General features: G+C 68.3%; 21 protein-coding genes. 11 read left to right on the top strand and 10 right to left on the bottom strand.

Annotated features, from left to right (window positions below; genetic code table 11):
- Positions 1 to 22: 22 nt before the first annotated feature.
- The 6 genes from pstA to ACFC14_RS00355 all read right to left on the bottom strand — a co-directional run bounded on the left by pstA (position 23) and on the right by ACFC14_RS00355 (position 7366).
- Positions 23 to 1120, bottom strand: coding sequence for a phosphate ABC transporter permease PstA (gene pstA / locus ACFC14_RS00380; RefSeq protein WP_136041180.1), 1098 nt, complete (start codon positions 1118 to 1120; stop codon positions 23 to 25).
- 1 nt (position 1121) lies between these two features.
- The gene (pstC, locus tag ACFC14_RS00375) at positions 1122 to 2099 is read right to left on the bottom strand and encodes a phosphate ABC transporter permease subunit PstC (RefSeq protein WP_376100447.1); all 978 of its coding nucleotides are present in this window, start codon (positions 2097 to 2099) and stop codon (positions 1122 to 1124) included.
- 105 nt (positions 2100 to 2204) lie between these two features.
- A complete protein-coding gene (locus tag ACFC14_RS00370) occupies positions 2205 to 3308 on the bottom strand; it encodes a phosphate ABC transporter substrate-binding protein PstS (RefSeq protein ID WP_136041178.1) in 1104 nt (367 codons plus the stop codon).
- 171 nt (positions 3309 to 3479) lie between these two features.
- Positions 3480 to 4469 (bottom strand): NUDIX domain-containing protein, encoded by a 990-nt coding sequence (locus ACFC14_RS00365; protein ID WP_376100444.1) that lies wholly within the window; start codon positions 4467 to 4469, stop codon positions 3480 to 3482.
- On the bottom strand, positions 4466 to 6631 hold the full coding sequence (locus ACFC14_RS00360) for an RNA degradosome polyphosphate kinase (protein WP_376100441.1): 2166 nt from the start codon (positions 6629 to 6631) through the stop codon (positions 4466 to 4468). Before ACFC14_RS00360 ends, ACFC14_RS00365 begins: the two co-directional genes overlap by 4 nt.
- Positions 6632 to 6682: 51 nt before the next feature.
- Complete coding sequence (locus ACFC14_RS00355) at positions 6683 to 7366, bottom strand: response regulator transcription factor (protein WP_136041176.1); 684 nt, start codon at positions 7364 to 7366, stop codon at positions 6683 to 6685.
- Between the two features lie 74 nt (positions 7367 to 7440).
- On the opposite strand from ACFC14_RS00355, the gene ACFC14_RS00350 reads away from it, so the two are divergent.
- The 3 genes from ACFC14_RS00350 to ACFC14_RS00340 all read left to right on the top strand — a co-directional run bounded on the left by ACFC14_RS00350 (position 7441) and on the right by ACFC14_RS00340 (position 9616).
- Positions 7441 to 7731 (top strand): hypothetical protein, encoded by a 291-nt coding sequence (locus ACFC14_RS00350; RefSeq protein ID WP_136041175.1) that lies wholly within the window; start codon positions 7441 to 7443, stop codon positions 7729 to 7731.
- A gap of 150 nt (positions 7732 to 7881) precedes the next feature.
- Positions 7882 to 8484 carry an FABP family protein gene (locus ACFC14_RS00345; RefSeq protein WP_136041174.1) on the top strand — a complete coding sequence of 201 codons (603 nt, stop codon included), beginning with the start codon at positions 7882 to 7884 and terminating at the stop codon, positions 8482 to 8484.
- A 1-nt stretch (position 8485) separates the two neighbouring features.
- On the top strand, positions 8486 to 9616 hold the full coding sequence (locus ACFC14_RS00340) for a YgfZ/GcvT domain-containing protein (protein ID WP_376100436.1): 1131 nt from the start codon (positions 8486 to 8488) through the stop codon (positions 9614 to 9616).
- Between the two features lie 2 nt (positions 9617 to 9618).
- Here the strand turns inward: ACFC14_RS00340 and ACFC14_RS00335 are convergent, their stop codons facing one another.
- Positions 9619 to 10446 (bottom strand): class I SAM-dependent methyltransferase, encoded by an 828-nt coding sequence (locus ACFC14_RS00335; protein WP_376100433.1) that lies wholly within the window; start codon positions 10444 to 10446, stop codon positions 9619 to 9621.
- A 59-nt stretch (positions 10447 to 10505) separates the two neighbouring features.
- On the opposite strand from ACFC14_RS00335, the gene ACFC14_RS00330 reads away from it, so the two are divergent.
- Entirely contained in the window at positions 10506 to 11255 is a 750-nt protein-coding gene (locus tag ACFC14_RS00330; protein ID WP_376100430.1) for a phosphoglyceromutase, read from the top strand.
- A 93-nt stretch (positions 11256 to 11348) separates the two neighbouring features.
- Here the strand turns inward: ACFC14_RS00330 and phoU are convergent, their stop codons facing one another.
- On the bottom strand, positions 11349 to 12059 hold the full coding sequence (phoU, locus tag ACFC14_RS00325; RefSeq protein WP_376100427.1) for a phosphate signaling complex protein PhoU: 711 nt from the start codon (positions 12057 to 12059) through the stop codon (positions 11349 to 11351).
- 216 nt (positions 12060 to 12275) lie between these two features.
- Here phoU and ACFC14_RS00320 point away from each other — a divergent pair, with 216 nt between their 5' ends.
- Both ACFC14_RS00320 and ACFC14_RS00315 read left to right on the top strand, forming a co-directional pair.
- Complete coding sequence (locus tag ACFC14_RS00320; RefSeq protein ID WP_376100424.1) at positions 12276 to 13499, top strand: sensor histidine kinase; 1224 nt, start codon at positions 12276 to 12278, stop codon at positions 13497 to 13499.
- Positions 13496 to 14179 (top strand): response regulator, encoded by a 684-nt coding sequence (locus ACFC14_RS00315; RefSeq protein WP_376100421.1) that lies wholly within the window; start codon positions 13496 to 13498, stop codon positions 14177 to 14179. The genes ACFC14_RS00320 and ACFC14_RS00315 overlap by 4 nt, the downstream gene beginning before the upstream one ends.
- Positions 14180 to 14238: 59 nt before the next feature.
- Here ACFC14_RS00315 and ACFC14_RS00310 read toward each other — a convergent pair whose 3' ends face one another.
- On the bottom strand, positions 14239 to 14766 hold the full coding sequence (locus tag ACFC14_RS00310) for a DNA modification methylase (RefSeq protein ID WP_376100418.1): 528 nt from the start codon (positions 14764 to 14766) through the stop codon (positions 14239 to 14241).
- A 135-nt stretch (positions 14767 to 14901) separates the two neighbouring features.
- Between ACFC14_RS00310 and ACFC14_RS00305 the strand changes: the two genes are divergently transcribed.
- The 5 genes from ACFC14_RS00305 (at position 14902) to ACFC14_RS00285 (ending at position 19851) form a co-directional block, all read left to right on the top strand.
- On the top strand, positions 14902 to 15384 hold the full coding sequence (locus ACFC14_RS00305; RefSeq protein WP_017201416.1) for a CarD family transcriptional regulator: 483 nt from the start codon (positions 14902 to 14904) through the stop codon (positions 15382 to 15384).
- A 71-nt stretch (positions 15385 to 15455) separates the two neighbouring features.
- Positions 15456 to 16679 carry a 2-C-methyl-D-erythritol 4-phosphate cytidylyltransferase gene (gene ispD, locus ACFC14_RS00300; RefSeq protein WP_376100413.1) on the top strand — a complete coding sequence of 408 codons (1224 nt, stop codon included), beginning with the start codon at positions 15456 to 15458 and terminating at the stop codon, positions 16677 to 16679.
- Between the two features lie 104 nt (positions 16680 to 16783).
- Positions 16784 to 18184 (top strand): cysteine--tRNA ligase, encoded by a 1401-nt coding sequence (cysS, locus tag ACFC14_RS00295; RefSeq protein ID WP_376100410.1) that lies wholly within the window; start codon positions 16784 to 16786, stop codon positions 18182 to 18184.
- On the top strand, positions 18177 to 19187 hold the full coding sequence (gene rlmB / locus ACFC14_RS00290; RefSeq protein ID WP_136041165.1) for a 23S rRNA (guanosine(2251)-2'-O)-methyltransferase RlmB: 1011 nt from the start codon (positions 18177 to 18179) through the stop codon (positions 19185 to 19187). The genes cysS and rlmB overlap by 8 nt, the downstream gene beginning before the upstream one ends.
- A 22-nt stretch (positions 19188 to 19209) precedes the next feature.
- The gene (locus tag ACFC14_RS00285; protein ID WP_376100407.1) at positions 19210 to 19851 is read left to right on the top strand and encodes an NAD(P)-dependent oxidoreductase; all 642 of its coding nucleotides are present in this window, start codon (positions 19210 to 19212) and stop codon (positions 19849 to 19851) included.
- A 108-nt stretch (positions 19852 to 19959) separates the two neighbouring features.
- Here the strand turns inward: ACFC14_RS00285 and ACFC14_RS00280 are convergent, their stop codons facing one another.
- Positions 19960 to 21264, bottom strand: coding sequence for a DUF4032 domain-containing protein (locus ACFC14_RS00280; RefSeq protein WP_376100404.1), 1305 nt, complete (start codon positions 21262 to 21264; stop codon positions 19960 to 19962).
- Positions 21265 to 21271 lie beyond the last annotated feature (7 nt).

The following is a 21271-nucleotide window of genomic DNA, read 5'->3' as shown; positions in this document are numbered from 1 at the left end:
CCTGTTCTGAGTGGTCGGGCGCTCAGCGGCCGGAGACCTTCGGGGCGAACAACTTCGCGATGAGACGCGCGAGAAGGTTCAGGACCATGACGATGAGGATGAGGGTGAGGGCGGCGGCCCAGGCGCGCGCGACGGCGGCATCGGGACTCGTGCCCTGGTTCATGTACTGGTTGTAGGCGAACACCGGCAGCGTCATCATCTGGCCGTTGAAGATGTTCAGGTTCATGCTCTGCGTGAAGCCCGCGGTGAGCAGCAGGGGTGCGGTCTCGCCGATGACGCGGGAGATGGCGAGCATGATCGAGGTCGTGATGCCGGCGATCGAGGTCGGCAGCACGACCTTGAGGATCGTCAGCCACTTCGGCACTCCGAGCGCATAGGACGCCTCGCGAAGCTCGTTCGGCACGATCCGCAGCAGCTCCTCGCTACCGCGCACGACCACAGGGGTCATCAGCACGGCGAGTGCGAGCGCGCCCATGAATCCCATCGAGATGCCGGGCTTGAAGATCAGCGCGAAGACGGCGTAGATGAACAGACCGGCCACGATCGAGGGGATGCCGGTCATGACGTCGACGAAGAAGGTGATCGCCTTGGCGATCTTGCCCCGGCCGTATTCGACGAGGTAGATCGAGGTCATCAGACCGATCGGCACGGAGATGACGGTCGCCGTCAGGGTGATCAGGAGCGTGCCCCAGATGGCGTGCACGATGCCGCCGCCCTCGCCGACGACGTTGCGCATCGAGTAGCTGAAGAACTCGGCGTCGAACCGCTCGATGCCGTTGGCCACGACCGTCCACAGCAGCGACACGAGCGGAAGCAGGGCGATAAGGAACGCCGTGGCGACGAGGGCCGTCATCAGTCGGTCGACGGCCTTGCGACGGCTCTCCGCGATCGAGGAGATCACCGTGATGATGATCATGTAGAGCAGGATGCCGACGATCGCGGTGCCGACGATGTTGAAGTCGGCGAGGCTGGACCCGGCGGCGGCCGCAGCGACCCCGAAGATCGCTGCGGAGATCGCGAAGGATGCCGCGAGCAGGGCCCACGGAGCCCACTTCGGCAGCTTGCCGGAGGTGAGGGAGGCCGTACCGGACGCGGTGGGAGCGGCGGTGAGGGTGGTCATGTCAGTTCGCTCCCGAGAACTCGGCGCGGCGGGCGACGATCCAGCGCGCCAGCGCATTGACCGCGAAGGTCACGACGAAGAGGATGAGGCCGGTCGCGATCAGCGTGTTGACACCGGTGCCGTGCGCTTCGGGGAAGGCCAGGGCGATGTTCGCGGGGATCGGCGTGGGGTTGGTGGCGGTGAGCACCAGGAAGCTGACGACGGCCGAGGGGGAGAGCACCATGGTCACGGCCATGGTCTCGCCGAGTGCGCGGCCGAGGGCCAGCATCGCCGCCGACACCATGCCACCGCGTGCGAAGGGGAGCACGGCCATGCGGACCATCTCCCACCGGGTGGAGCCGAGTGCGAGGGCTGCTTCCTCATGGAGCTTCGGCGTCTGCAGGAAGACCTCTCGGCAGATGGCCGTCATGATCGGGATGCACATCACCGCGAGCACGAGGGCCGCGGTGAGGATCGTCTTGCCGGTGGAAGAGACCTGGCCGCCGAAGAAGGGGACCCAGGAGGCGTTCGTGTTCAACCAGGCGTAGATGGGCTGCAGCAGGGGAGCGAGCACCAGGCCGCCCCAGAGACCGAACACCACGGAAGGCACGGCGGCGAGGAGGTCGATGACGTAGCCGAGGAAGGCTGCGAGTCGCCGGTGCGCGTAGTGCGAGATGAACAGCGCGATGCCGATGGCGATCGGGGCGGCGATGAGCAGGGCGATGAACGAGGCCCAGAGCGTGCCGAAGACCAGCGGCCACACGTACACCCAGAAGGACTCGCCCTTGAGGATGTGGTTGTCGGTGGTGTCGAGCTGGAACGCCGGAAGGCTCTGGATGAAGAGGAAGGCGGCGACGAGCGCGAGGACGATGAGGATGATGATCCCCGCCCCGAGCGCGGTGCCCGAGAAGACCCGGTCGCCCAGTCGCTGCTTCGCCTTGATCGGTGCGGGCGGCGCCTTGATCGGTGCCGGTGTGGGCGCCTGCGCGGTCGTGCTCATGATCTCCCTGTTTCGGGCCGGGTCGATATGGATCGGATTCTGACCGGGAGGTGCCCCCGCGCCCGATGAGGACGCGGGGGCACTGCCGTCAGTCGATCGGCTGGATCAGCCGACCTGGATCAGGTCGATCGCGGCCAGCACCTGCTCGCGCAGACCGTCCGAGATCGGGGCGCTGCCGGCGTTCTCCGCAGCGGCGTCCTGGCCCTCGGCGCTCGCGATGTAGGAGAAGTACTCCTTCACGAGCTCCGCGACGTTGCTGTCCTCGTACTGCTCGCAGCCGATGAGGTAGCTGACCAGGGCGATCGGGTAGGCGCCGTCGGCCGCAGAAGCCGGGTCGACGTCGAAGACGAGGTCGGCCTCGCCGCGGCCCTCGGCCAGCGGGGAGTTCTCGACGAGCTTCGATGCGGCCTCGGCGGAGTAGGGGACGAACTCCTCGCCGACGCCCACCGCGACCTGGCCGAGACCGTCGGCCTGCGATGCGTCGAGGAAGCCGATGGCTCCGTTGCCGGCCGTGATGGCCTGCTTGACGCCCGAGGTGCCCTGCGCGGCCTCGCCGCCCTGGATCGGCCAGACGTCGGCCGGCTCGTAGGTCCAGATGTCACCGGCGGTGGCGCTCAGGTACTTGGTGAACGTCTCCTGCGTGCCGGAGGGGTCGGAGCGGTGCACCGGCGAGATCGCCAGGTCGGGCAGCTCGACGCCGTCGTTCAGGGCGGCGATGGCCGGATCGTTCCAGTTGCTGATGGTGCCGGCGAAGATGCCCGCGATGGTGGCGGCATCCAGGTTGAGGGTGTCGACCCCCTCGAGGTTGAAGGCGACGGCGACGGGCGAGATGTAGAGGGGAACCTCGACGATGTCGTCGGTCGTGCAGGCGCCGAAGCCGCCGGCGGCGATCTCCTCGTCGTTGAAGGCGCGGTCGGAGCCGATGAAGTTGCTGCCGCCCTCGAGGAAGTTCTCGCGACCCGTGCCGGAGCCGGTCGGCTCGTAGTTGACGGTCACATCGGGGTTGGCGCTCTGGAACGCGGCGACCCAGGCCTCCTGGGCGGCGGCCTGCGAGGACGCGCCGGTGGCGTCGATCGTGCCGGAGAGCGTGGACTCGGAGGGCTCTTCGCTGGAGCCGCCCGTTCCGCCTTCGTTCGCGGCACAGCCGGCGAGGGCGAGAGCGGCCACGGCGCCGATGGCGCCGATTCGTGCGATTCGGGAGATCTTCACTGTGGATCCTTCGATCTTGGATGGGTGGGGCCCGGTGCAGGGCACACAGTGACGCTATGGGCGACGGTTAACGAGACTCTCCCGAGCAGGTGAACGGCAGGTGAACGACGGGCGACTCTCTGGGGCGCTCCCGCGAGATTCCGGGCCTGGGTCGCTGAGCTTGTCGAAGCGTCAGACCTTGGGGATGTGCGTCTCGATCGCGATGATGCCCGAGCCGGGGTTCGTGGCCGACAGGTGGACGACGGAGAACGCGGCGGGCTCCAGGTCCGAGGCGCTGCCGAGATACGAGCCGTGGACGGTGCCGGTGGCCAGGGCGATCTCCGACAGCAGGGCGGGGAGCACCGGGCCGTGGCTGCACAGCACTGCGGGCTTTCCGGAGCGGACACGACGCCCGACGACAGAGCGGAGATCGGCGGTGCCGTCCTCCCACGCGTCCTGACTGATCTTCTCCGTCTGCACGGGCTTGCGATCGAGTGCCTTGGCGAGGGGGGTGACCGTCTCGACGCAGCGCACGGCGTCGCTGGTCACGATCTTGCGCACCCCGAAGGCGCGCAAGGGGCCGACGATGGACTTCGCCTGCTTGCGGCCGCGGTCGGTCAGTGGTCGCGCGGCATCCGAGCGATCCCAGTCCGATCGCGACATCGCCTTCGCGTGGCGCAGCGCGATCACCGGGAAGGTGCGGAGCACGCCGTCGTCGACGAGGTTCGTGAAGAAGTCGAGGATCTCCAGGTCGACGGGGTAGCTCAGGCGGGAGCGAGCCTTCTTGACGCTGACCCACTCGAGCGCCGCGATCTCCCGGTTGGGCAGGAAGGTCGACTCGCGGATCGCGTCTTCGGTCGCCTCGGCGGCCCAGTAGTGCACGACCTTCTGCTTCCGGGAGGCGAGGTGATAGCGGCTGACGCCGACCGGGACGCCGAGCGAGACGCGGATGCCGGTCTCCTCGTGAACCTCACGCACGGCGGTCTCGGCGAGCATCTCTCCGGGATCGACCTTGCCCTTGGGCAGCGTGATGTCGCGATACTTCGTGCGGTGGATCAGGAGGATCCGCAGCTTGCCTTCGACGAGGCGCCAGACCACGGCCCCCGCGGCGTACACGGCTTTGTCCGCCCACTTCGAGCCGGTCGCGGTGTCGGGCGGGAGCTGCAGCTGCCGCCCGGTCATCGCACCGCCCGTGCGCGGCGACGCCTCTGGATCAACCCCATGGTCTTATCCTGCAGGTCGATCAGGGGCTTGCCGTCCGCGTCGACGGCGTGGCGCTGCCACACACCTCCGGCGCCCAGGTGCCACGACGTCGTCCCGGCATCCATCGCCAGGTCGAAGAACGTCTGCAGCTCCTTCAGGTGCGCAGGATCGGTGACCCGCACCAGCGCTTCCACGCGACGATCGAGGTTTCGGTGCATCATGTCGGCGCTGCCGATGTACACCTGCGGGTCACCGCCGTTCTCGAACGCGAAGATGCGCGAGTGCTCCAGGTAGCGCCCGAGGATGCTGCGCACGGTGATGTTTTCGCTGATGCCGTCGAGGTCGGTGCGCAGGCTGCAGATTCCGCGCACCCACACGTCGACCTTCACGCCCGCGGCGCTCGCGCGATAGAGCGCGTCGATGATCTCCTCGTCGACCATCGAGTTGACCTTGATGCGGATGTGCGCCGGCAACCCGGCCTCGGCGTTCCGGCGTTCGGCGTCGATCTGGCGGACGAGGCCCTTCCGGAGGTGCAATGGGGCGACGAGGAGACGCTTGAACTTCTTCTCGATGGCGTAGCCGCTGAGCTCATTGAAGAGTCGCGTCAGGTCTTTGCCGACCTGCGCATCGGCGGTGAACAGGCCGAAGTCCTCGTAGATGCGGCTGGTCTTCGGGTTGTAGTTGCCGGTGCCGACGTGGGAGTAGTGCTGGAGCTTGCCGTCTTCTTCGCGGATGACGAGGGCGAGCTTGCAGTGCGTCTTCAGTCCGACGAGTCCGTAGACCACGTGCACGCCGGCTTTCTCGAGTTTGCGTGCCCAGACGATGTTGTTGGCCTCATCGAACCGGGCTTTCACCTCGACGAGTGCCAGCACCTGCTTGCCGGCCTCGGCGGCGTCGATCAGCGCCTGCACGACGGGGCTGTCACCGGACGTGCGGTACAGCGTCTGCTTGATGGCGAGCACATGCGGGTCGCGCGCGGCCTGCTCGAGGAACGCCTGGACGCTGGTGGTGAACGACTCGTACGGGTGGTGCACGAGCACGTCCGATTTGCGGATGGCCTTGAAGATGTCGGCGCGGTTGCTCGACCCCGCGGGCTGGAAGGCCACGGCTGTGGTGGGCAGGTGCGGCGGGTAGCGAAGGTCTGGGCGGTCGATGCGGGACAGATCGAACAGGCCGCGCAGATCGAGCGGGCCGGGGAGGCGGTAGACCTCCAGGTCGGTGATGTCGAGCTCGCGGACCAGCAGGTCCATCGTGACGTCATCCATGTCGTCGGTGATCTCGAGACGGATCGGCGGACCGAACCGGCGGCGGAGCAGCTCGGCCTCGAGGGCCTGGATGAGGTTCTCGCTCTCGTCCTCCTCGATCTCCACGTCTTCGTTGCGCGTCAGACGGAAGGCGTGGTGATCGAGCACCTCCATCCCGGGGAAAAGATCGCCCAGGTGGTTCGCGATGAGTTCCTCCAGGCGAAGGAACCGCTTGATCTCGCCACCGCTCGGCACCTCGACGAAGCGGGGGAGCATGGGTGGGACCTTGAGGCGGGCGAACTCCTGCCGACCGGTTCGCGCGTTGCGGATGCGGATCGCGAGGTTCAGCGACAGGCCGGAGATGTACGGGAACGGGTGAGCCGGGTCGACCGCGAGCGGCATCAGCACCGGGAACACCTGGGCCTGGAAGTACTCGGACAGCGCGGAGCGCTCGCTGTCGGTGAGTTCGGTCCAGTCGGTGATCTCCACGCCGGATTCTGCGAGGGCAGGGCGAACCAGCGAGATCCATGCATCGGCGTGACGCAGCTGCAGGGCGTGCGCCTCGCGGGAGATGTCCGCGAGTGCGTCGACGGGGGAGCGGCCGATGTTGGTCGGCACGGCGAGCCCGGTCATGATGCGCCGCTTGAGGCCCGCCACGCGCACCATGAAGAACTCGTCGAGGTTGCTGGCGAAGATCGCCAGGAAGTTGGCCCGTTCGAGTTCGGGCAGCGACGGATCCTCGGCGAGCTCCAGCACGCGCTGGTTGAACGCGAGCCAGCTCAGCTCGCGATCCAGGTAGCGGTGGTCCGGGAGCTGGGAGTCGGGCGACTCGATGGCGTCGAAGTCATCGTCTTCGGCGTCTCCGAGGCCGGCGTCGGCGAGTGCGGGATCGATCATGGGGTACATCTAAGCACCGCCGGGTGACGCTCGTGTGAACGGCGTCCGTCCTCACCCGGCCGCGGCGACGTTCTCGTCCTCGTTGACGTTGAAGCGATAGCCGACGTTGCGCACGGTGCCGATGATCTGCTCCTGGTCGCCGAGCTTCGCCCGGAGCCGCCGCACATGCACGTCGACGGTACGCGTGCCGCCGAAGTAGTCGTAGCCCCACACCTCGCTGAGCAGCTGCTCCCTGGTGAAGACGCGTGACGGATGCGTGGCGAGGAAGTGCAGGAGCTGGAACTCCTTGTAGGTGAGATCCAGGGGTCGGCCGCGCAGTTTCGCCGAGTACGACTGCTCATCGATCGTGACCCCGGAGGCCTGCACCCGTGCAGGCTCGGCGACGTCATCGCGCCGCGCGAGTGCGAGACGCAGTCGTGCGTCGATCTCGGCGGGGCCCGCGGTGACCAGCAGGACGTCGTCGATGCCCCAATCGCCGGAGAGAGCGCTCATGCCGCCCTCGGTGACCACGAGGAGCAGCGGCGCGTCCTGTCCGGTGGCGCGCAGCAGGCGGCAGAGCGACTTCGCCGCCACCAGGTCATGACGACCGTCGACGATCACGACGTCGTACTCCGGGGCGTTGACCAGCTGTGCGGTTTCCGCCGGAATCTGGCGCGCTTTATGGCTCAGCAACTCGAGAGCGGGCAGGACCTGCTCCGAGAGCGGAGCGTTGGTCAGAACCAGGACCAGGGCCACGCGCACTCCTCACCGACGGGGGGATCGACGTCGTGCCGCCATGATACCGGGAGGCGATGCGCAACAATGGTGTCATGACGGATCCAGCACTCGCACCGCGCAACGCGTTCGTCGGCGTGATCGTCGTGTGGGCGGCGGCGTTCGTCGCCACGGTGGCGATCGGCATCTTCGTGCCCGAGGAGTGGCGCGTGCCGTGGATGCTGGTCGGCTTCGGCGGCGTCGTGCTGCTGTCGTTCGCCGTGCAGCTCTGGTACGGGCGCACGCAGGGCTTCATCTTCCGGGTGGCGAGCAGTGTCACGGGCGCCCTGCTGCTGATGGGGCTCATCTCGATCGGTTTCGGCCTGGCGGCGTTGATCCCGTCCTGACGCCGGCGCGGCGCGGTAAGGTGGAGCACATGGACCTCATGGCGCTCGAAATCTTCTTCATCGGCCTGCTGGGCCTCGCGAGCCTCGCTATCGTCTTCGTCTCGGCAGTGGTGCTGCGCAACCTCTTCCGCGGCCAGCGCTGACGCGATCGTGATCGAACTCCCCACCGACCTTCCCGCCGACCTCGCGCCTCTCGCGTGGCTCATCGGCGTGTGGGAGGGCACGGGCGTCATCGACTATCCGGTGGGTGACGAACGTCTGCAGGGCGAGTTCACGCACCGGGTCAGCTTCAGCCACGACGGCGGCCCCTTCCTGAACTACTCCGGTACCGCGACGTTCCTCTCGGAAGACGGCGCACCGGCTACGGCTCTCCTTGCCGAGACCGGCTTCTGGCGGCTTGCTCGCCCGGCCACGTCGGCAGATCCGGGTCCCGCACTGCTCCCGCCGATGGCTCCCGCCGTCACCCGCACGGTCGACGACGTCGAGGAGCTGCGCGCACCCAGCGGCGGATTCCCGATCGAGGTCTCCGTCGCCCACTCCGACGGCGCGCTCGAGCTCTACATCGGCGAGATCAACGGACCCCGCGTCGATATCGGCACGGATGCCGTCGTCCGCAGCTCCGGAGCGAAGGTGCACACCGCTTCTTCCCGCATGTACGGCCTGGTCGACGGTCACCTGCTGTGGGCATGGGACGTCGCGGCCCTCGGCACCCCGCTCCGCGCGCATGCCTCGGCGCGACTGGCCAAGGTCTGACATGCCGGGTTTCGGCGAGCTCGACGGTGTCGTATCCGATGACGACCGGATCATGCATTTCGGTGACGCCTTCCGCGAGCAGCGGCGTCTCGCCGACGGCGCGGCCCTCGCCCCGCTCGGCGACCGGACGATCATCGAGGTCGCGGGCCCGGAGCGGCTGACCTGGCTCGACTCGATCACCTCGCAGTCGGTGGGCCGTCTCGCCGCCGGCGAGAGCACGGAGCTGCTGGTGCTCGACCCGCAGGGGCGCGTCGAGCATGCGGCCGGTGTCCTCGACGACGGTACATCGACCTGGCTGATCGCCGACGCCGGCGATGCCGATGCGCTCGCGGGCTGGTTGACCCGCATGAAGTTCCGCACTCAGGCGACGGTCGACGTGCGCTCCGACCTCGCGCTGATCGGTTACATCGACGGGGGTGCGGTGGCCACGACGGCATCCGCCGCCGCGCTCGCGCCGAACGGCAGCCCCCTGATCTGGGCCGACCCGTGGCAGCGGATCAGCAGCGGCGGGCATCAGTACGCCGAGGTCGTCGAGCATCCTGCTGCGGACTACGCGTGGCGGGTCGCGATCCTGAGCGCGGACGCGGCGGATGCGCTCGCCGCATCGCTCGACCGCGATGCCCTCGCCGGACTCCTCGCCGCCGAGGCCTTGCGCATCGCCGCCTGGCGTCCGCGCTGGAGCACCGAGGTCGATGAGCGCTCGCTGCCGCACGAGTCCGACTGGATCCGCAGTGCGGTGCACCTGAATAAGGGCTGCTACCGCGGACAGGAGACCGTCGCCAAGGTGCACAACCTCGGACACCCTCCGCGCCGTCTGGCTGCGCTGCACCTCGACGGCAGCGACGCCGTGCTTCCCGAGCCCGGAGACGCGGTCTTCGCGGGAGACGATGAGGTCGGGCACATCACCTCGGTGGCACGGCACCACGAGGACGGGCCGATCGCGCTCGCCATCCTCTCCCGTCGCGCGCCGATCGGCGATTTGGTGGTGCGTGCCGACGGCATCGACATCGCCGCGTCTCAGCAGGTGATCGTGCCGGCCGATGCCGGTGCCGTGGCAGACATCCCGCGCCTCACACGACTGTCTCGTCGTCCGTCCGCCCCGGACCCGCGCAGCACCGGCGTCGGCAGCTGACCTCAGCCCGGTAGGGGAGCGACGGCCGCCCAGGGCAGCGTGAGCTCGCCCAGCCGCCAGCGTGTCCGTCCGCCGAGTACCGGCCACCCCTGGGCGCGAAGGGCGCCCACGGCGGCGAGGAAGCGCTGTGTGGCACCGAACGTCGACAGGGGCGCGGCCCGCTCCCATTCGCGGTCGAGCTCGACGAGCAGTGCGTGGATCCGTTCCCCGGGGATGTTGCGATGGATGAGCGCCTTCGGCAGTCTTTCGGCGACGACGCTCGGCCGCTCCAGATCGGCGAGCCGGAGAGAGATCGTGAAGCACAGCGGCACAGCGCGGGCGTCGACGTCGATCCAGCTCGAGACGCGGCCGATCTCGTCGCAGGTCCCCTCGAACAGCAGGCCGTCCGGTGCGAGGCGCGACGCCATACGCGCCCACGCGGTCGGTACGTCTTGCTCGTCGTACTGGCGCAGCACGTTCATGGCGCGTATCACCGCAGCCTTGCGACCGTCGGGAAGGGGAACCTCGAAGCCGCCGCGCGCGAATGAGACCGGGAGGTCGGGGGCGAAGGAGGTGCGTCCCGCTCGCACTTCGGCGAGCTGGGCGTCGGCCGTCGCGACGCGGGCCGGATCGATCTCCAGACCTCGCACCTCGACGTCGTCGCGCACCCGGACCAGGCGCGTCGCGAGCTCGAACGCAGTGACGCCGCTGGCACCGTAGCCGAGATCCACGACCAGGGGATCGGATGCTCGGCGCAGGGCGTCGCTCGCCGCGATCCAGCGATCGTTGCGCCGCAGCCGGTTCGTCCCCGTGGTGCCACGGGTCGGCCGACCGAGGGGAGATGACGCCATGTCTCCATCCTCCCAGCATCCGAATCCGGTGCCGGCCCCGGCCCGGATAAACTGGCGACATGACTGCGACGCGCACCCTCATCCTGCTCCGCCACGGCCGGAGCGAATGGAACGAACTGAATCTGTTCACCGGCTGGGTGGACGTCCGCCTCAACGAGCAGGGCCAGAAGGAGGCGCGCCGAGGCGGCGAGCTCCTCGCCGAGTCCGGCATCCTCCCCGACGTGCTGCACACGTCTTTGCTGAGTCGTGCGATCCAGACGGCGAACATCGCTCTCGACGCCGCCGACCGCCTCTGGATCCCGGTGACCCGCTCCTGGCGGCTCAACGAGCGCCACTACGGTGCGCTCCAGGGCAAGGACAAGGCGCAGACCCTCGAGGAATTCGGCCCCGAGCAGTTCCAGCTCTGGCGTCGCTCGTTCGACGTGCCGCCGCCCGTGCTCGACGATGAGAGCGAGTTCAGCCAGGTCGGCGACGTCCGTTACGCGGACATCGACGGAGAGGTGCCGCGCACCGAGTCGCTCAAGCTCGTCATCGACCGTCTGCTGCCCTACTGGGAGAGCGCGATCGTCCCCGACCTCGAGGCCGGCAAGACCGTGCTCGTCACGGCGCACGGCAATTCGCTGCGTGGTCTCGTGAAGCACCTCGAGGGCATCAGCGACGATGACATCGCCGAGCTCAACATCCCGACCGGCATCCCCCTGGTCTACGAGCTGGACGAGAACAACGTGCCCACCGGTCCCGGGCGTTACCTCGACCCGGAGGCCGCTGCCGCCGGCGCCGCCGCCGTCGCGGCCCAGGGCAAGAAGTAAGAGCCCGAAACCCCGAGAAGACGCCGAAACCCCGTGCTGCAGATGTCTGCAGCACGGGGTTTCGGCGTGAAAGCGGGGTTTCGCGTGCGCGGGTCAGGCGTGGCCGTACTCCTGCTGCCCGAGCTCCTGCTGCTCGACGGCGAAGGGGATGTCTTCCTCCTCGACCGCCCAGTCACCGGTGGCGAGGTAGACGACCTTCTTCGCGACGGCCACCGCGTGGTCGGCGAAGCGCTCGTGGTAGCGGCTGGCGAGCGTGGCGTCGACGGTGGCCGTGGCCTCGCCCTTCCAGTTGTCGCTGAGCACCTTCTCGAAGACCGTGGCGTGCAGCTCATCGACGTCGTCGTCCGCGTTGCGGATCGCGTCGGCGAAGCGCAGGTCCTGGGTGCGCAGCAGCTCCGAGAGCGTACGGGCGACCTCGACGTCGAGCTCGCCCATCTTCACGAAGGTGCCCTTGAGTCCCTTGGGGATGGCGCGCTCGGGGAAGCGGAGTCGGGCGAGCTGGGCGATGTGCTCGGACATGTCGCCCATGCGCTCGAGTGAGGCGCTCACGCGCAGCGCCGTGACGACGATGCGCAGGTCGCGGGCGACCGGCTGCTGGCGGGCGAGGATCTCGATGGCCTGCTCGTCGAGGGCGACGGCGAGTTCGTCGATCTTCGCATCGTCCGCGATGACCTCTTCGGCCAGGGCGACGTCGCTGGTGGCGAAAGCCCTGGTGGCCTTGTCGATCGATACCGTAACGAGGTCGGCGATCTCGACGAGGCGGTTTTGGAGGTCCTCGAGGGACTGGTGGAAGACTTCGCGCATGTTGGGGCGCAACCTTTCATTCGGATCTCGGCTGGGTCAGCGCGAGAAGGCGGGTCGTCCGCACAGGAGCAGGTCTGTGCTCCCGCACAAGCCCGAAGCGATTGTCTGCTTCGAAGGTTAACGAACGGTGCCCAGCACGTGAATAGTACTTCTCCTGTTCCCGCCAGGGCGCGGAAACCCGCCGGACGGAGGGTGAACGCACTCTACCCTTATGACATGACCTTGCCGCAGCTCGCGCTGTCTTCGCTCGCCATCGGGCTGGTGATAGGCGTCGGCCTCTCCCTGCTCGTGGTGTGGGCCTATCGGGCGCGGGCGCGGGTCCAGGAGGAGACATCGCTGGCGATTCCTCCCGGCATCACCGATGTGCTGCACAGCATGGACGACGCGGCCGGAGTGGTCGACACATCGGGGCTGGTGCTCGCGGCCTCGGACGCCGCGAGCCGGTTCGGCATCGACGTCGGATCGACGCTCGACAACCCGGAGCTGCGCCAGCTCGTGCGCGGGGTCAGGACGGCCGGCGGTTCGGCAACCGAGTCGATGCGTATCACGCGCGGCGGACTGAGCCTCGATCCGCGTCTCGTCTCGGCTCGTGCCAGCGCGATCGGCACGCGCCTGGTCCTGTTGATCATCCGCGACGTCACGGAGCAGGAACGGCTCGATCAGATGCGTCGAGACTTCGTGGCGAACACGAGCCACGAGCTGAAGACCCCGGTGGGGGCGGTGAGCCTGCTCGCCGAAGCGATCGAGTCGGCGGCCGACGACCCGGCGCAGGTACGCATCTTCGCCGCGCGGATCTCGGCGGAGGCGGGGCGGCTCGGCCAGCTCACCGGACGCATCATGAGCCTCTCCCGGCTCCAGGCCGAGGACGGTCTGACCAAGGTGGGCCCCGTCGCGATCGACGAGGTCATCGCCGCCTCCATCGAGGCTCATGTCGTGCAGGCCGACTCTGCGGGCGTAGAACTCGCCAGGGGAGGCGACCGAGGTATCTGGGTGCGCGGTGACGCGCAGATCCTGATCGAGGCCGTCGGCAATCTGATCGCCAACGCCATCGTCTACTCGCCCCGCGGTTCGCGCGTGGGGGTAGGCGTCCGGGCCGAGGACGGCGTGGTCGAGATCGCCGTCTCCGACCAGGGCATCGGAATCGCCGAAGCGGATCGGGAACGCATCTTCGAGCGTTTCTACCGAGCGGATGAGGCCCGTTCCCGGCGCACGGGAGGCACCGGACTCGGGCTCTCCATCGTCAAACACGCCACGCAGCGCCACGGCGGGGAGGTGCGACTGTGGTCGCGCCCGGGACGAGGTTCCACATTCACGATCCGACTTCCTCGGATCGACGCCCCGGATCACACCGACACGGGCAAGAAGAGCAAGAAGAAGCGCGCACGCAAAGCGGCCAAGGCCGCGGCATCCGCGCGCGTTCGAAACGGAGAGAGAGCATGACCCGAATCCTTCTCGTCGAAGACGAGCCCGACCTCGCCGACCCGCTCGCGTACCTGCTGCGACGCGAGGGCTACGAGGTGGAGATCGCGGAGGACGGACCCGGCGCGCTCGCGGGATTCCGGGAGCGGGGCGCCGACATCGTGCTGCTCGATCTGATGCTGCCCGGGATGCCCGGTACTGAGGTGTGCCGGCAGATCCGCTCGACGTCGGCGGTGCCGATCATCATGCTCACGGCCAAGGACTCCGAGGTCGACATCGTGGTGGGCCTGGAGCTCGGAGCCGACGACTACATCACGAAGCCCTACTCGTCACGCGAACTTCTGGCCCGGATGCGCGCGGTGCTGCGCCGCGTCGTGCAGGCCGACAGCGAACTCGACGAGCGGGTGCTCGACGGGGGCAGGGTCTCGCTCGACATCGACCGGCACACGGTCTCGGTCGCCGGCGAGCAGATCAACATGCCCCTGAAGGAGTTCGAGCTGCTCGAGGTCCTGATGCGCAACTCCGGGCGCGTGCTCACTCGCGGTCAGCTGATCGATCGGGTCTGGGGGAGCGACTACTTCGGTGACACGAAGACGCTCGACGTGCACATCAAGCGCATCCGCTCCCGCATCGAGGAGAACCCGAGCGAGCCCGTGATGCTCGTCACCGTGCGTGGCCTCGGATACCGCTTCGAGGGCTGAACGACGAAGAGGCCGGCACCCCACGGGGTGCCGGCCTCTTGCGCGTTCTGCGCGGAGGATCAGTCGGCGGGTGCCGGAGCCGCCGTGTCGGTCGGGGTCGGCGTCGGAGACGGTACCGACTCCGAGGGGACCAGGTCTGCGTAGTAGGGGAGCGAGCCGTCGAGCACGGGCACCTCTGCCTTGACGCCCGTGGAGTCGCCCGACTGGAAGTGGATCTCGACGGTCGCGCCGGGCATGGTGTCGAGGCCGACGATGCGCAGCGGCTCCTCGTCGGCGCCGAGGCTCACGGTGCCACCAGCCGGAACGGTGACGATGAACGGCTCGCTGTCTGCGAGCGCGATGGTGAGCGTGGCGCTCTCATCGGTCGGGTTCACGATGCCGGCGATGAAGTTGCCGACCGAGCCGTCTTCGTTGGCGATGACGAGAGCGTTGCGCACATCGATCGGGCCGTCGGCGTCGGAGATGTTGACGCCGTCCGAGGCCGCATACTCGGTCTTCGTGGACTGGGGAGTGATGAACGTGCACCCCGTCGCGCCGAGTAGAACGAGAGCGCTGAGCGCAGCAGACGCAACAAGGCGCGATTTCACGGGTCCTCCTGAGGTCCGGCGGGATGTCCGCATCCATTCTATGGGTAACTCGCGACCGCCCCGAGGTCCAGGGGGCGCGAACCTTAGCGCATCTCCCCTGTGGTATCCTTGAGGTTGCCGAAAGGACACGTTTTTATGCTTTTTGAGGTTGGCGAAACCGTCGTCTATCCCCACCATGGCGCTGCGACCATCATCGAGGTCAAGGAGCGCATCATCAAGGGTGAGGCGAAGAAATATCTGAAGCTCAACGTCACCCAGGGCGATCTCATCATCGAGGTTCCTGCTGAGAATGTCGACCTGGTCGGCGTTCGCGACGTGATCGGAAAAGAAGGTCTCGATCATGTCTTCGAGGTGCTGCGCGCACCCTTCACCGAAGAGCCCACCAACTGGTCTCGTCGGTACAAGGCGAACCTCGAGAAGCTCGCCTCCGGCGATGTGATCAAGGTGAGCGAGGTCGTCCGCGACCTGTGGCGCCGCGACCAGGACCGCGGCCTGTCTGCGGGAGAGAAGCGGATGCTGGCGAAGGCTCGTCAGATCCTCATCTCCGAGCTCGCGCTCGCGGAGAAGACCGACGAAGACAAGGCGGGCGCACTGCTCGACGAGGTCCTCGCCTCCTGAGTTCTCTGCGAAGGGGCGGATGCTTCGGCATCCGCCCCTTCGTCGTACTCGCCACGCGGTAGCGTGAGACGGTGACTCTGCTTCCCGTTCCCGACATCGCGATCATCGTCGTCGCCGCCGGTTCCGGCACCCGCCTGGATGCGGGGGCGCCCAAGGCTCTCGTCGGAATCGACGCGCATTCGATCCTCCGCCACGCGCTCGACGGCGTCTTCGCTGCGGGTCCGGCGCAGGTGATCGTCGTCGCCCCGGCCGGGTACGAGGGGGATGCGCTGGCGGAGTTGGAGGAGGCGGCAGGTGATCGACGCGACCTCGGCCGAGTCGTGACCGGAGGCGCCACCCGACAGCAGTCCGTGGCTGCGGGCCTGACCGCACTCTGGGGAGATGTCACGACCGTCCTCGTGCACGATGCCGCTCGCGCCCTCACCCCTCCGGCGCAGATCGATGCGGTCGCTCAGGCGGTCGTCCCGGGGGAGGGGGTGATCCCCGTGCTGCCCGTGGTCGACACGCTCAAGAAGGTGGCGGGCGGTGCCGTGGTCTCCGCCGTCGACCGTTCCGAGCTTGCCGCCGCGCAGACGCCCCAGGGTTTCCCCCGTGAAGGGCTCGAAGCGGCCTATGAGGCGGCGCTGGCCGACGGGATCGAGTACACCGACGATGCTGCCCTGTTCGCAGCCGCCGGAAACAGGGTGCGGCACATCGAGGGTTCCGCCCGCGCGTTCAAGATCACCACTCCCGGCGATCTGGAGCGTGCGAGGCACCTGCTGGACGCATCGACTCCGGCGCCTCGCCCGGCATCGGTCGAACTCGCAGGCATCCCTCGCGTCGGTATCGGCACGGACGTCCATGCCTTCGGCGGCGACGGGAACCTCTGGCTCGCCGGCCTCGAGTGGCCGGGGGAGCAGCCGCTCTCCGGGCACTCCGACGGCGATGCGGTCGCCCATGCGATCGTCGATGCACTCCTGGGGGCGGCAGGCCTCGGCGACATCGGTGAGCACTTCGGTACGTCCCACCCCGAGTACTCCGGCGCGCATGCCGATGTGTTCCTCGCTCGCACGCGTGAACTGCTCGCCGAATCCGGGTTCGCGATCGGGAACGTCTCCGTGCAGTTGCAGGGGAACCGGCCGCGCTTCAGCTCTCGGCGCCGGGAAGCGGAGGCGGTCCTGTCAGCGATTCTGGGCGCTCCCGTCTCGGTCACGGCCACGACGACCGACGGCCTCGGATTCCCCGGTCGCGGTGAAGGCATCGCCGTCACGGCCATCGCCGCGGTGGTGGTGGCCGACGTTCCGCGGAGCATGTGACGATCGGCCGAGAAATACCCCCCGATACGTCGGCGGAACGTCACAACCTCGGTGAATCGTCTCCGCGGGGCGGGCGCTCAGCAGTCCCCGAGTAGGCTTGTGCGGTGACCCTCCGCCTCTACGACACCCGCGCACAGCTGCTGCGCGACTTCGTGCCTCTCGATCCCGAGAACATCACGATGTACGTCTGCGGACCCACGGTGCAGTCCGGCCCCCACATCGGCCATGTCCGGGCGGCTCTGAGCTTCGATCTCCTGCGTCGCTGGCTCGAGCATCGGTACGGTCGGGTCACCTTCGTCCGCAACGTCACCGACATCGACGACAAGGTGCTCGCCAACGCGACGGATGCTGAGCCGTGGTGGGCGCTCGCCTACCGGATGGAGAGGGAGTTCACCGCGGCGTATGCCGGCGTCGGCATCCTCGCTCCGACCTACGAGCCGCGCGCTACGGCATCCGTCCCGCAGATGCAGGAGCTGATCGCGCTGCTGATCGAGCGGGGGCACGCCTACCCGGCTCCGGACGGCTCCGGAGACGTGTACTTCGACGTGCGTTCGTGGTCCGACTACGGATCGTTGACGCATCAGTCGCTCGACGCCATGGAGGCGGCGGAGGATGCTGATCCCCGCGGTAAGCGGAATCCGCAGGACTTCGCGCTCTGGAAGGGCACGAAGCCGGGGGAGCCGGCGGATGCGAGGTGGGCCTCCCCGTGGGGAGCCGGTCGCCCGGGCTGGCACATCGAGTGCTCGGCGATGTCGAAGCGCTACCTCGGCGCCGAGTTCGACATCCACGGCGGCGGGCTGGACCTCCGCTTCCCGCACCATGAGAACGAGCTCGCGCAGTCGACCGCCGCGGGCGACGGCTTCGCCCGTTACTGGGTGCACAACGGGCTCGTGACCGTCGACGGACAGAAGATGTCCAAGTCGCTCGGCAACTTCACGCTGGCGGCCGACGTTCTCGGCGCGCACGACCCGCTGGTGGTGCGCTACGCCCTCGCTGCGGCGCACTACCGTTCGAGCCTCGACCTCGGCGAGTCGTCGTGGACCGAGGCCGAAGCGGCGCTGGGCCGAATCGGCTCGTTCCTCCAGCGCGCGTTCCGTGACGAGGACGGGGGACGGGGAAGGTCCTACTCACAGAGCCTTCCCGAGGCATTCGCGGCCGCGATGGACGACGACCTCGGTGTGCCGCAGGCCCTCGCCGTCCTGCATGAGACGGTGCGCGCAGGGAACTCCGCGCTCGATGCGGGCGAGACCGATGCGGCGCTGGATTCGGCTTTTGCCGTTCTAGCGATGACGTCCGTCCTCGGCCTGACCCCGACGTCATCGACGAAGGGCGGCGCATCGGCGTCCGCTCTGGACGCACTCGTCCAGACGATGATCACCCAGCGCGCACAAGCGCGCGCTGACAAAGACTGGGCGGCGGCGGATCGCATCCGAGATGCGATCGCCGCCGCAGGAATCACGCTGGAGGACACTCCGGCCGGAACTCATTGGAGTATCGATGGCTAAGCCAGGGCGCCCCGGCGCGAGCAAGGGAAACAAGAAGGGCCCGACCAAGGGCACCGGCGGACTCGGGCGCAAGGCGCTCGAGGGGCGGGGACCGACGCCGAAGGCGGAGGACCGCGCCTGGCACCCGGCGGGCAAGCGCAAGGCCGCGGCCGAGCGCTACGCCGCAGCGACGGGCGGCAAGGGTCGCCCCGGCGGCAGTCGCCAGGGCTCCGGTGGCGGTTCGAACCGCGCGCCGAAGGCGAAGGCAGGAGATGACACCGAGAACGTCACGGGTCGCAACTCCGTCCTCGAGGCATTGCGGGCGAAGATTCCGGCGACGGCGTTCTACATCGCGCAGCGCGTCGAGATGGACGACCGCGTGAAGGAGATGCTGGCGATCGCCACGAATCGCGGGATCCCCGTGATGGAGGTCACCCGTCCGGAACTCGACCGCATGGCCGGCTTCGACGGCGTGCACCAGGGCGTCGCGATCAAGGTGCCGCCGTACGAGTACGCGCATCCGCAGGATCTTCTCGAGCAGGTCATCGACAAGGGCGAGGTGCCACTCTTCGTGGCGCTCGACGGCATCACCGACCCGCGCAACCTGGGCGCGATCATCCGCTCCACTGCGGCGTTCGGCGGTCATGGCATCATCCTTCCCCAGCGCCGCTCGGCCGGTGTCAACTCCGCTGCCTGGAAGACCAGCGCCGGAGCCGTCGCCCGCACGCCCGTGGCGCTGGCGACCAACCTCACCACGCAGCTCAAGGAGTTCAAGAAGCAGGGTGTGTTCGTGCTCGGCCTCGACGGAGACGGCGATGTGTCGCTCCCCGAGCTGCAGCTGGCCGATCGTCCCGTCGTTATCGTGGTCGGCTCCGAGGGCAAGGGCCTGTCGCGCCTGGTCTCCGAGACCTGCGATCAGATCGTCTCGATCCCGATCTCGGCAGCCACCGAGTCGCTCAACGCAGGCATCGCGACCTCGGTCGCGCTCTACCAGGTCGCGTCTCTCCGCGCCGCCAAGAACTAGACCGTCCGAGGAAAGGCAGATCATGGCTCGCATCGTCGTGCTCGGAGGCACCGGTTACGCCGGTCGTCACATCGTCAGTGAGGCGGTGAGTCGCGGCCATGCGGTCATCGCGATCTCCCGCTCCGTGCCCACCGACCCGGTTGCGGGAGCCGCGTATCTGCAGGGATCCGCCCTCGACCTCGGTCCTCTCGCCGAGGCGTTCGTCGGAGCGGACGCCGTCGTGTCGGCGCTCTCACCTCGTGGTGACATGGAGGACCGGGCGCTCGAGGCGCTGTCGAACGTCGTCGACCGGCTCGCGGGCACGGAGACGCGTCTCGGAGTCGTCGGGGGCGCGGGTGGCAGCCTCGTCGCGCCCGGAGGACCGCGTCTGTTCGATCAGGACTTCCCCGAGGAGTACAAGCACGAGGCGCAGGTCGGCATCGACTCCCTCGCGCTCCTCGAGGGGACGGGTGCCGACCTCGACTGGTTCTTCATCCACCCCGCTGAGGTGTTCGGCCCGTGGGCTGAAGGCGAGCGCACCGGACACTACCGCGACGGCGGTGATGTGATCGTCCGCGATGCGGATGGGAAGTCGTTCATCTCCGGTGCGGACTTCGCCGTCGCCGTGGTGGACGAGATCGAGCAGGGCAACCATCACCGCGGGCGGTTCACGGTCGGTTACTGACGCCACGATCCTCGGCGACTGCACGAGTTTTCGCCGAATGTGCGGCTCGTCGACGCCTGCACCCGGTGCGCTCGGAAACAACCCGTGCACTCGGCGCGCGTCCTCGCGTCAGACCAGGTCGCGCCAGTCGATGTCTTCGTCCTCGTCGGCAACCGGCGTCACACCGGTGACGACAGGCAGGCTCATCGTCTCGGTGGGCGGTCCCATGATCGTCGCCTCGTCGCGCCGGTGTCGCAGCACCTCGTTGATGTAACTGGTCAGTACCTCCGCGAGGGGAACCGAGCGCCCCTGCGCCTGCGAGAGGTACCAGCGGTGCTCGAGCACCTGGTGGAAGACCTCGGCGGGCTCGAGCTTGGCGCGCAGCTCGTACGGGATCGCCCGCACCACCGGCTCGAAGACACGGGTGAGCCACTCGTGCGCGTACATCTCCTCGTCGGCCCACTGCTTCGTCGAGCGGGCGCGGAACTCGTCGAGGTCGTTCAGCAGGCGCCGTGCCTGGTTCTCCTCGACGTCGAGGCCGGTCAGGCGGATCAGCCGGCGCTGATGGTGGCCGGCATCCACCACCTTGGGCTGGATCTCGACGACGGTGCCGTCCGCGGTCGTCGACATGGACATCTCGTCGATGTCGAAGCCCAGGGCGTTCAGGCGCTCGACCCGCTCGGTGATGCGCCAGGTCTCCGCCGCCGAGAACGACTCCTGTGCGGTGAGTTCGGCCCACAGCGACCGGTACGACGAGACGATCCCGTCGGCGATCGCGACGGCGTCCACCCCGTGTTCGAGGCGACCGCCCGCGGCGAGGTCCATGATCTCGCCGGCGATGTTCGTGCGGGCCAGGTCGAGATCGTAGGCGCGCTGCCCGTCGGTCAGCCCCTCCTCATGCAGCTCACCCGTCTCCGCGTCGACCAGATATGCGGCGAACGCGCCCGCGTCGCGACGGAACAGCGTGTTCGACAGGGAGACGTCGCCCCAGTAGAAGCCGACGTTGTGCAGCCGCACCAGCAGCAGGGCGAGGGCATCCACGAGGCGGGTCGCGGTGTCGGGGCGAAGTACCCGGGTGAACAGGGCGCGGTACGGCATCGAGAAGCGCAGGTGAGAGGTGACCAGGGCGGCCGGAAGAGCCTCGCCGTCGGCATCCGTACGTCCGGCGATCACCGCGACCCGGTCGACGCAGGGCACGTCGAGGCGGGAGAGGTTGCCGAGCATGTCGTACTCGCGCTGGGCCATCTCCGCCGTGGTCTCCTTCACCGCGATCACCCGGCCGGAGAGATCGGCGAAGCGCACGAGGTGACGGGACAGCCCCTTCGGGAGCGACACGATGTGCTCGGACGGCCACTTCGCCAGCGTCGTGGACCAGGGGAGGGCCAGCAGCCCCGGATCGATCTTGCTGGCGGTGATCCGCAGCGAATCCTGCATGATGCTC

This window comes from Microbacterium sp. NPDC055988 (genome assembly GCF_042269505.1).
GTDB lineage: Bacteria > Actinomycetota > Actinomycetes > Actinomycetales > Microbacteriaceae > Microbacterium.
The sequence above is the reverse complement of the archived record's forward strand: the minus strand, read 5'-3'. Positions and strand labels throughout refer to the sequence as shown.

What these genes read in the sequence shown, in the direction of transcription:
- pstA (WP_136041180.1), bottom strand. Translation starts at nt 1,120, where the DNA reads ATGACCACCCTCACCGCCGCTCCCACCGCGTCCGGTACGGCCTCCCTC.
- pstC (WP_376100447.1), bottom strand. Translation starts at nt 2,099, where the DNA reads ATGAGCACGACCGCGCAGGCGCCCACACCGGCACCGATCAAGGCGCCG.
- ACFC14_RS00365 (WP_376100444.1), bottom strand. Translation starts at nt 4,469, where the DNA reads ATGACCGGGCGGCAGCTGCAGCTCCCGCCCGACACCGCGACCGGCTCG.
- ACFC14_RS00360 (WP_376100441.1), bottom strand. Translation starts at nt 6,631, where the DNA reads ATGATCGATCCCGCACTCGCCGACGCCGGCCTCGGAGACGCCGAAGAC.
- ACFC14_RS00350 (WP_136041175.1), top strand. Translation starts at nt 7,441, where the DNA reads ATGACGGATCCAGCACTCGCACCGCGCAACGCGTTCGTCGGCGTGATC.
- ACFC14_RS00340 (WP_376100436.1), top strand. Translation starts at nt 8,486, where the DNA reads ATGCCGGGTTTCGGCGAGCTCGACGGTGTCGTATCCGATGACGACCGG.
- ACFC14_RS00335 (WP_376100433.1), bottom strand. Translation starts at nt 10,446, where the DNA reads ATGGCGTCATCTCCCCTCGGTCGGCCGACCCGTGGCACCACGGGGACG.
- ACFC14_RS00330 (WP_376100430.1), top strand. Translation starts at nt 10,506, where the DNA reads ATGACTGCGACGCGCACCCTCATCCTGCTCCGCCACGGCCGGAGCGAA.
- phoU (WP_376100427.1), bottom strand. Translation starts at nt 12,059, where the DNA reads ATGCGCGAAGTCTTCCACCAGTCCCTCGAGGACCTCCAAAACCGCCTC.
- ACFC14_RS00320 (WP_376100424.1), top strand. Translation starts at nt 12,276, where the DNA reads ATGACCTTGCCGCAGCTCGCGCTGTCTTCGCTCGCCATCGGGCTGGTG.
- ACFC14_RS00315 (WP_376100421.1), top strand. Translation starts at nt 13,496, where the DNA reads ATGACCCGAATCCTTCTCGTCGAAGACGAGCCCGACCTCGCCGACCCG.
- ACFC14_RS00305 (WP_017201416.1), top strand. Translation starts at nt 14,902, where the DNA reads ATGCTTTTTGAGGTTGGCGAAACCGTCGTCTATCCCCACCATGGCGCT.
- rlmB (WP_136041165.1), top strand. Translation starts at nt 18,177, where the DNA reads ATGGCTAAGCCAGGGCGCCCCGGCGCGAGCAAGGGAAACAAGAAGGGC.
- ACFC14_RS00285 (WP_376100407.1), top strand. Translation starts at nt 19,210, where the DNA reads ATGGCTCGCATCGTCGTGCTCGGAGGCACCGGTTACGCCGGTCGTCAC.
- ACFC14_RS00280 (WP_376100404.1), bottom strand. Translation starts at nt 21,264, where the DNA reads ATGCAGGATTCGCTGCGGATCACCGCCAGCAAGATCGATCCGGGGCTG.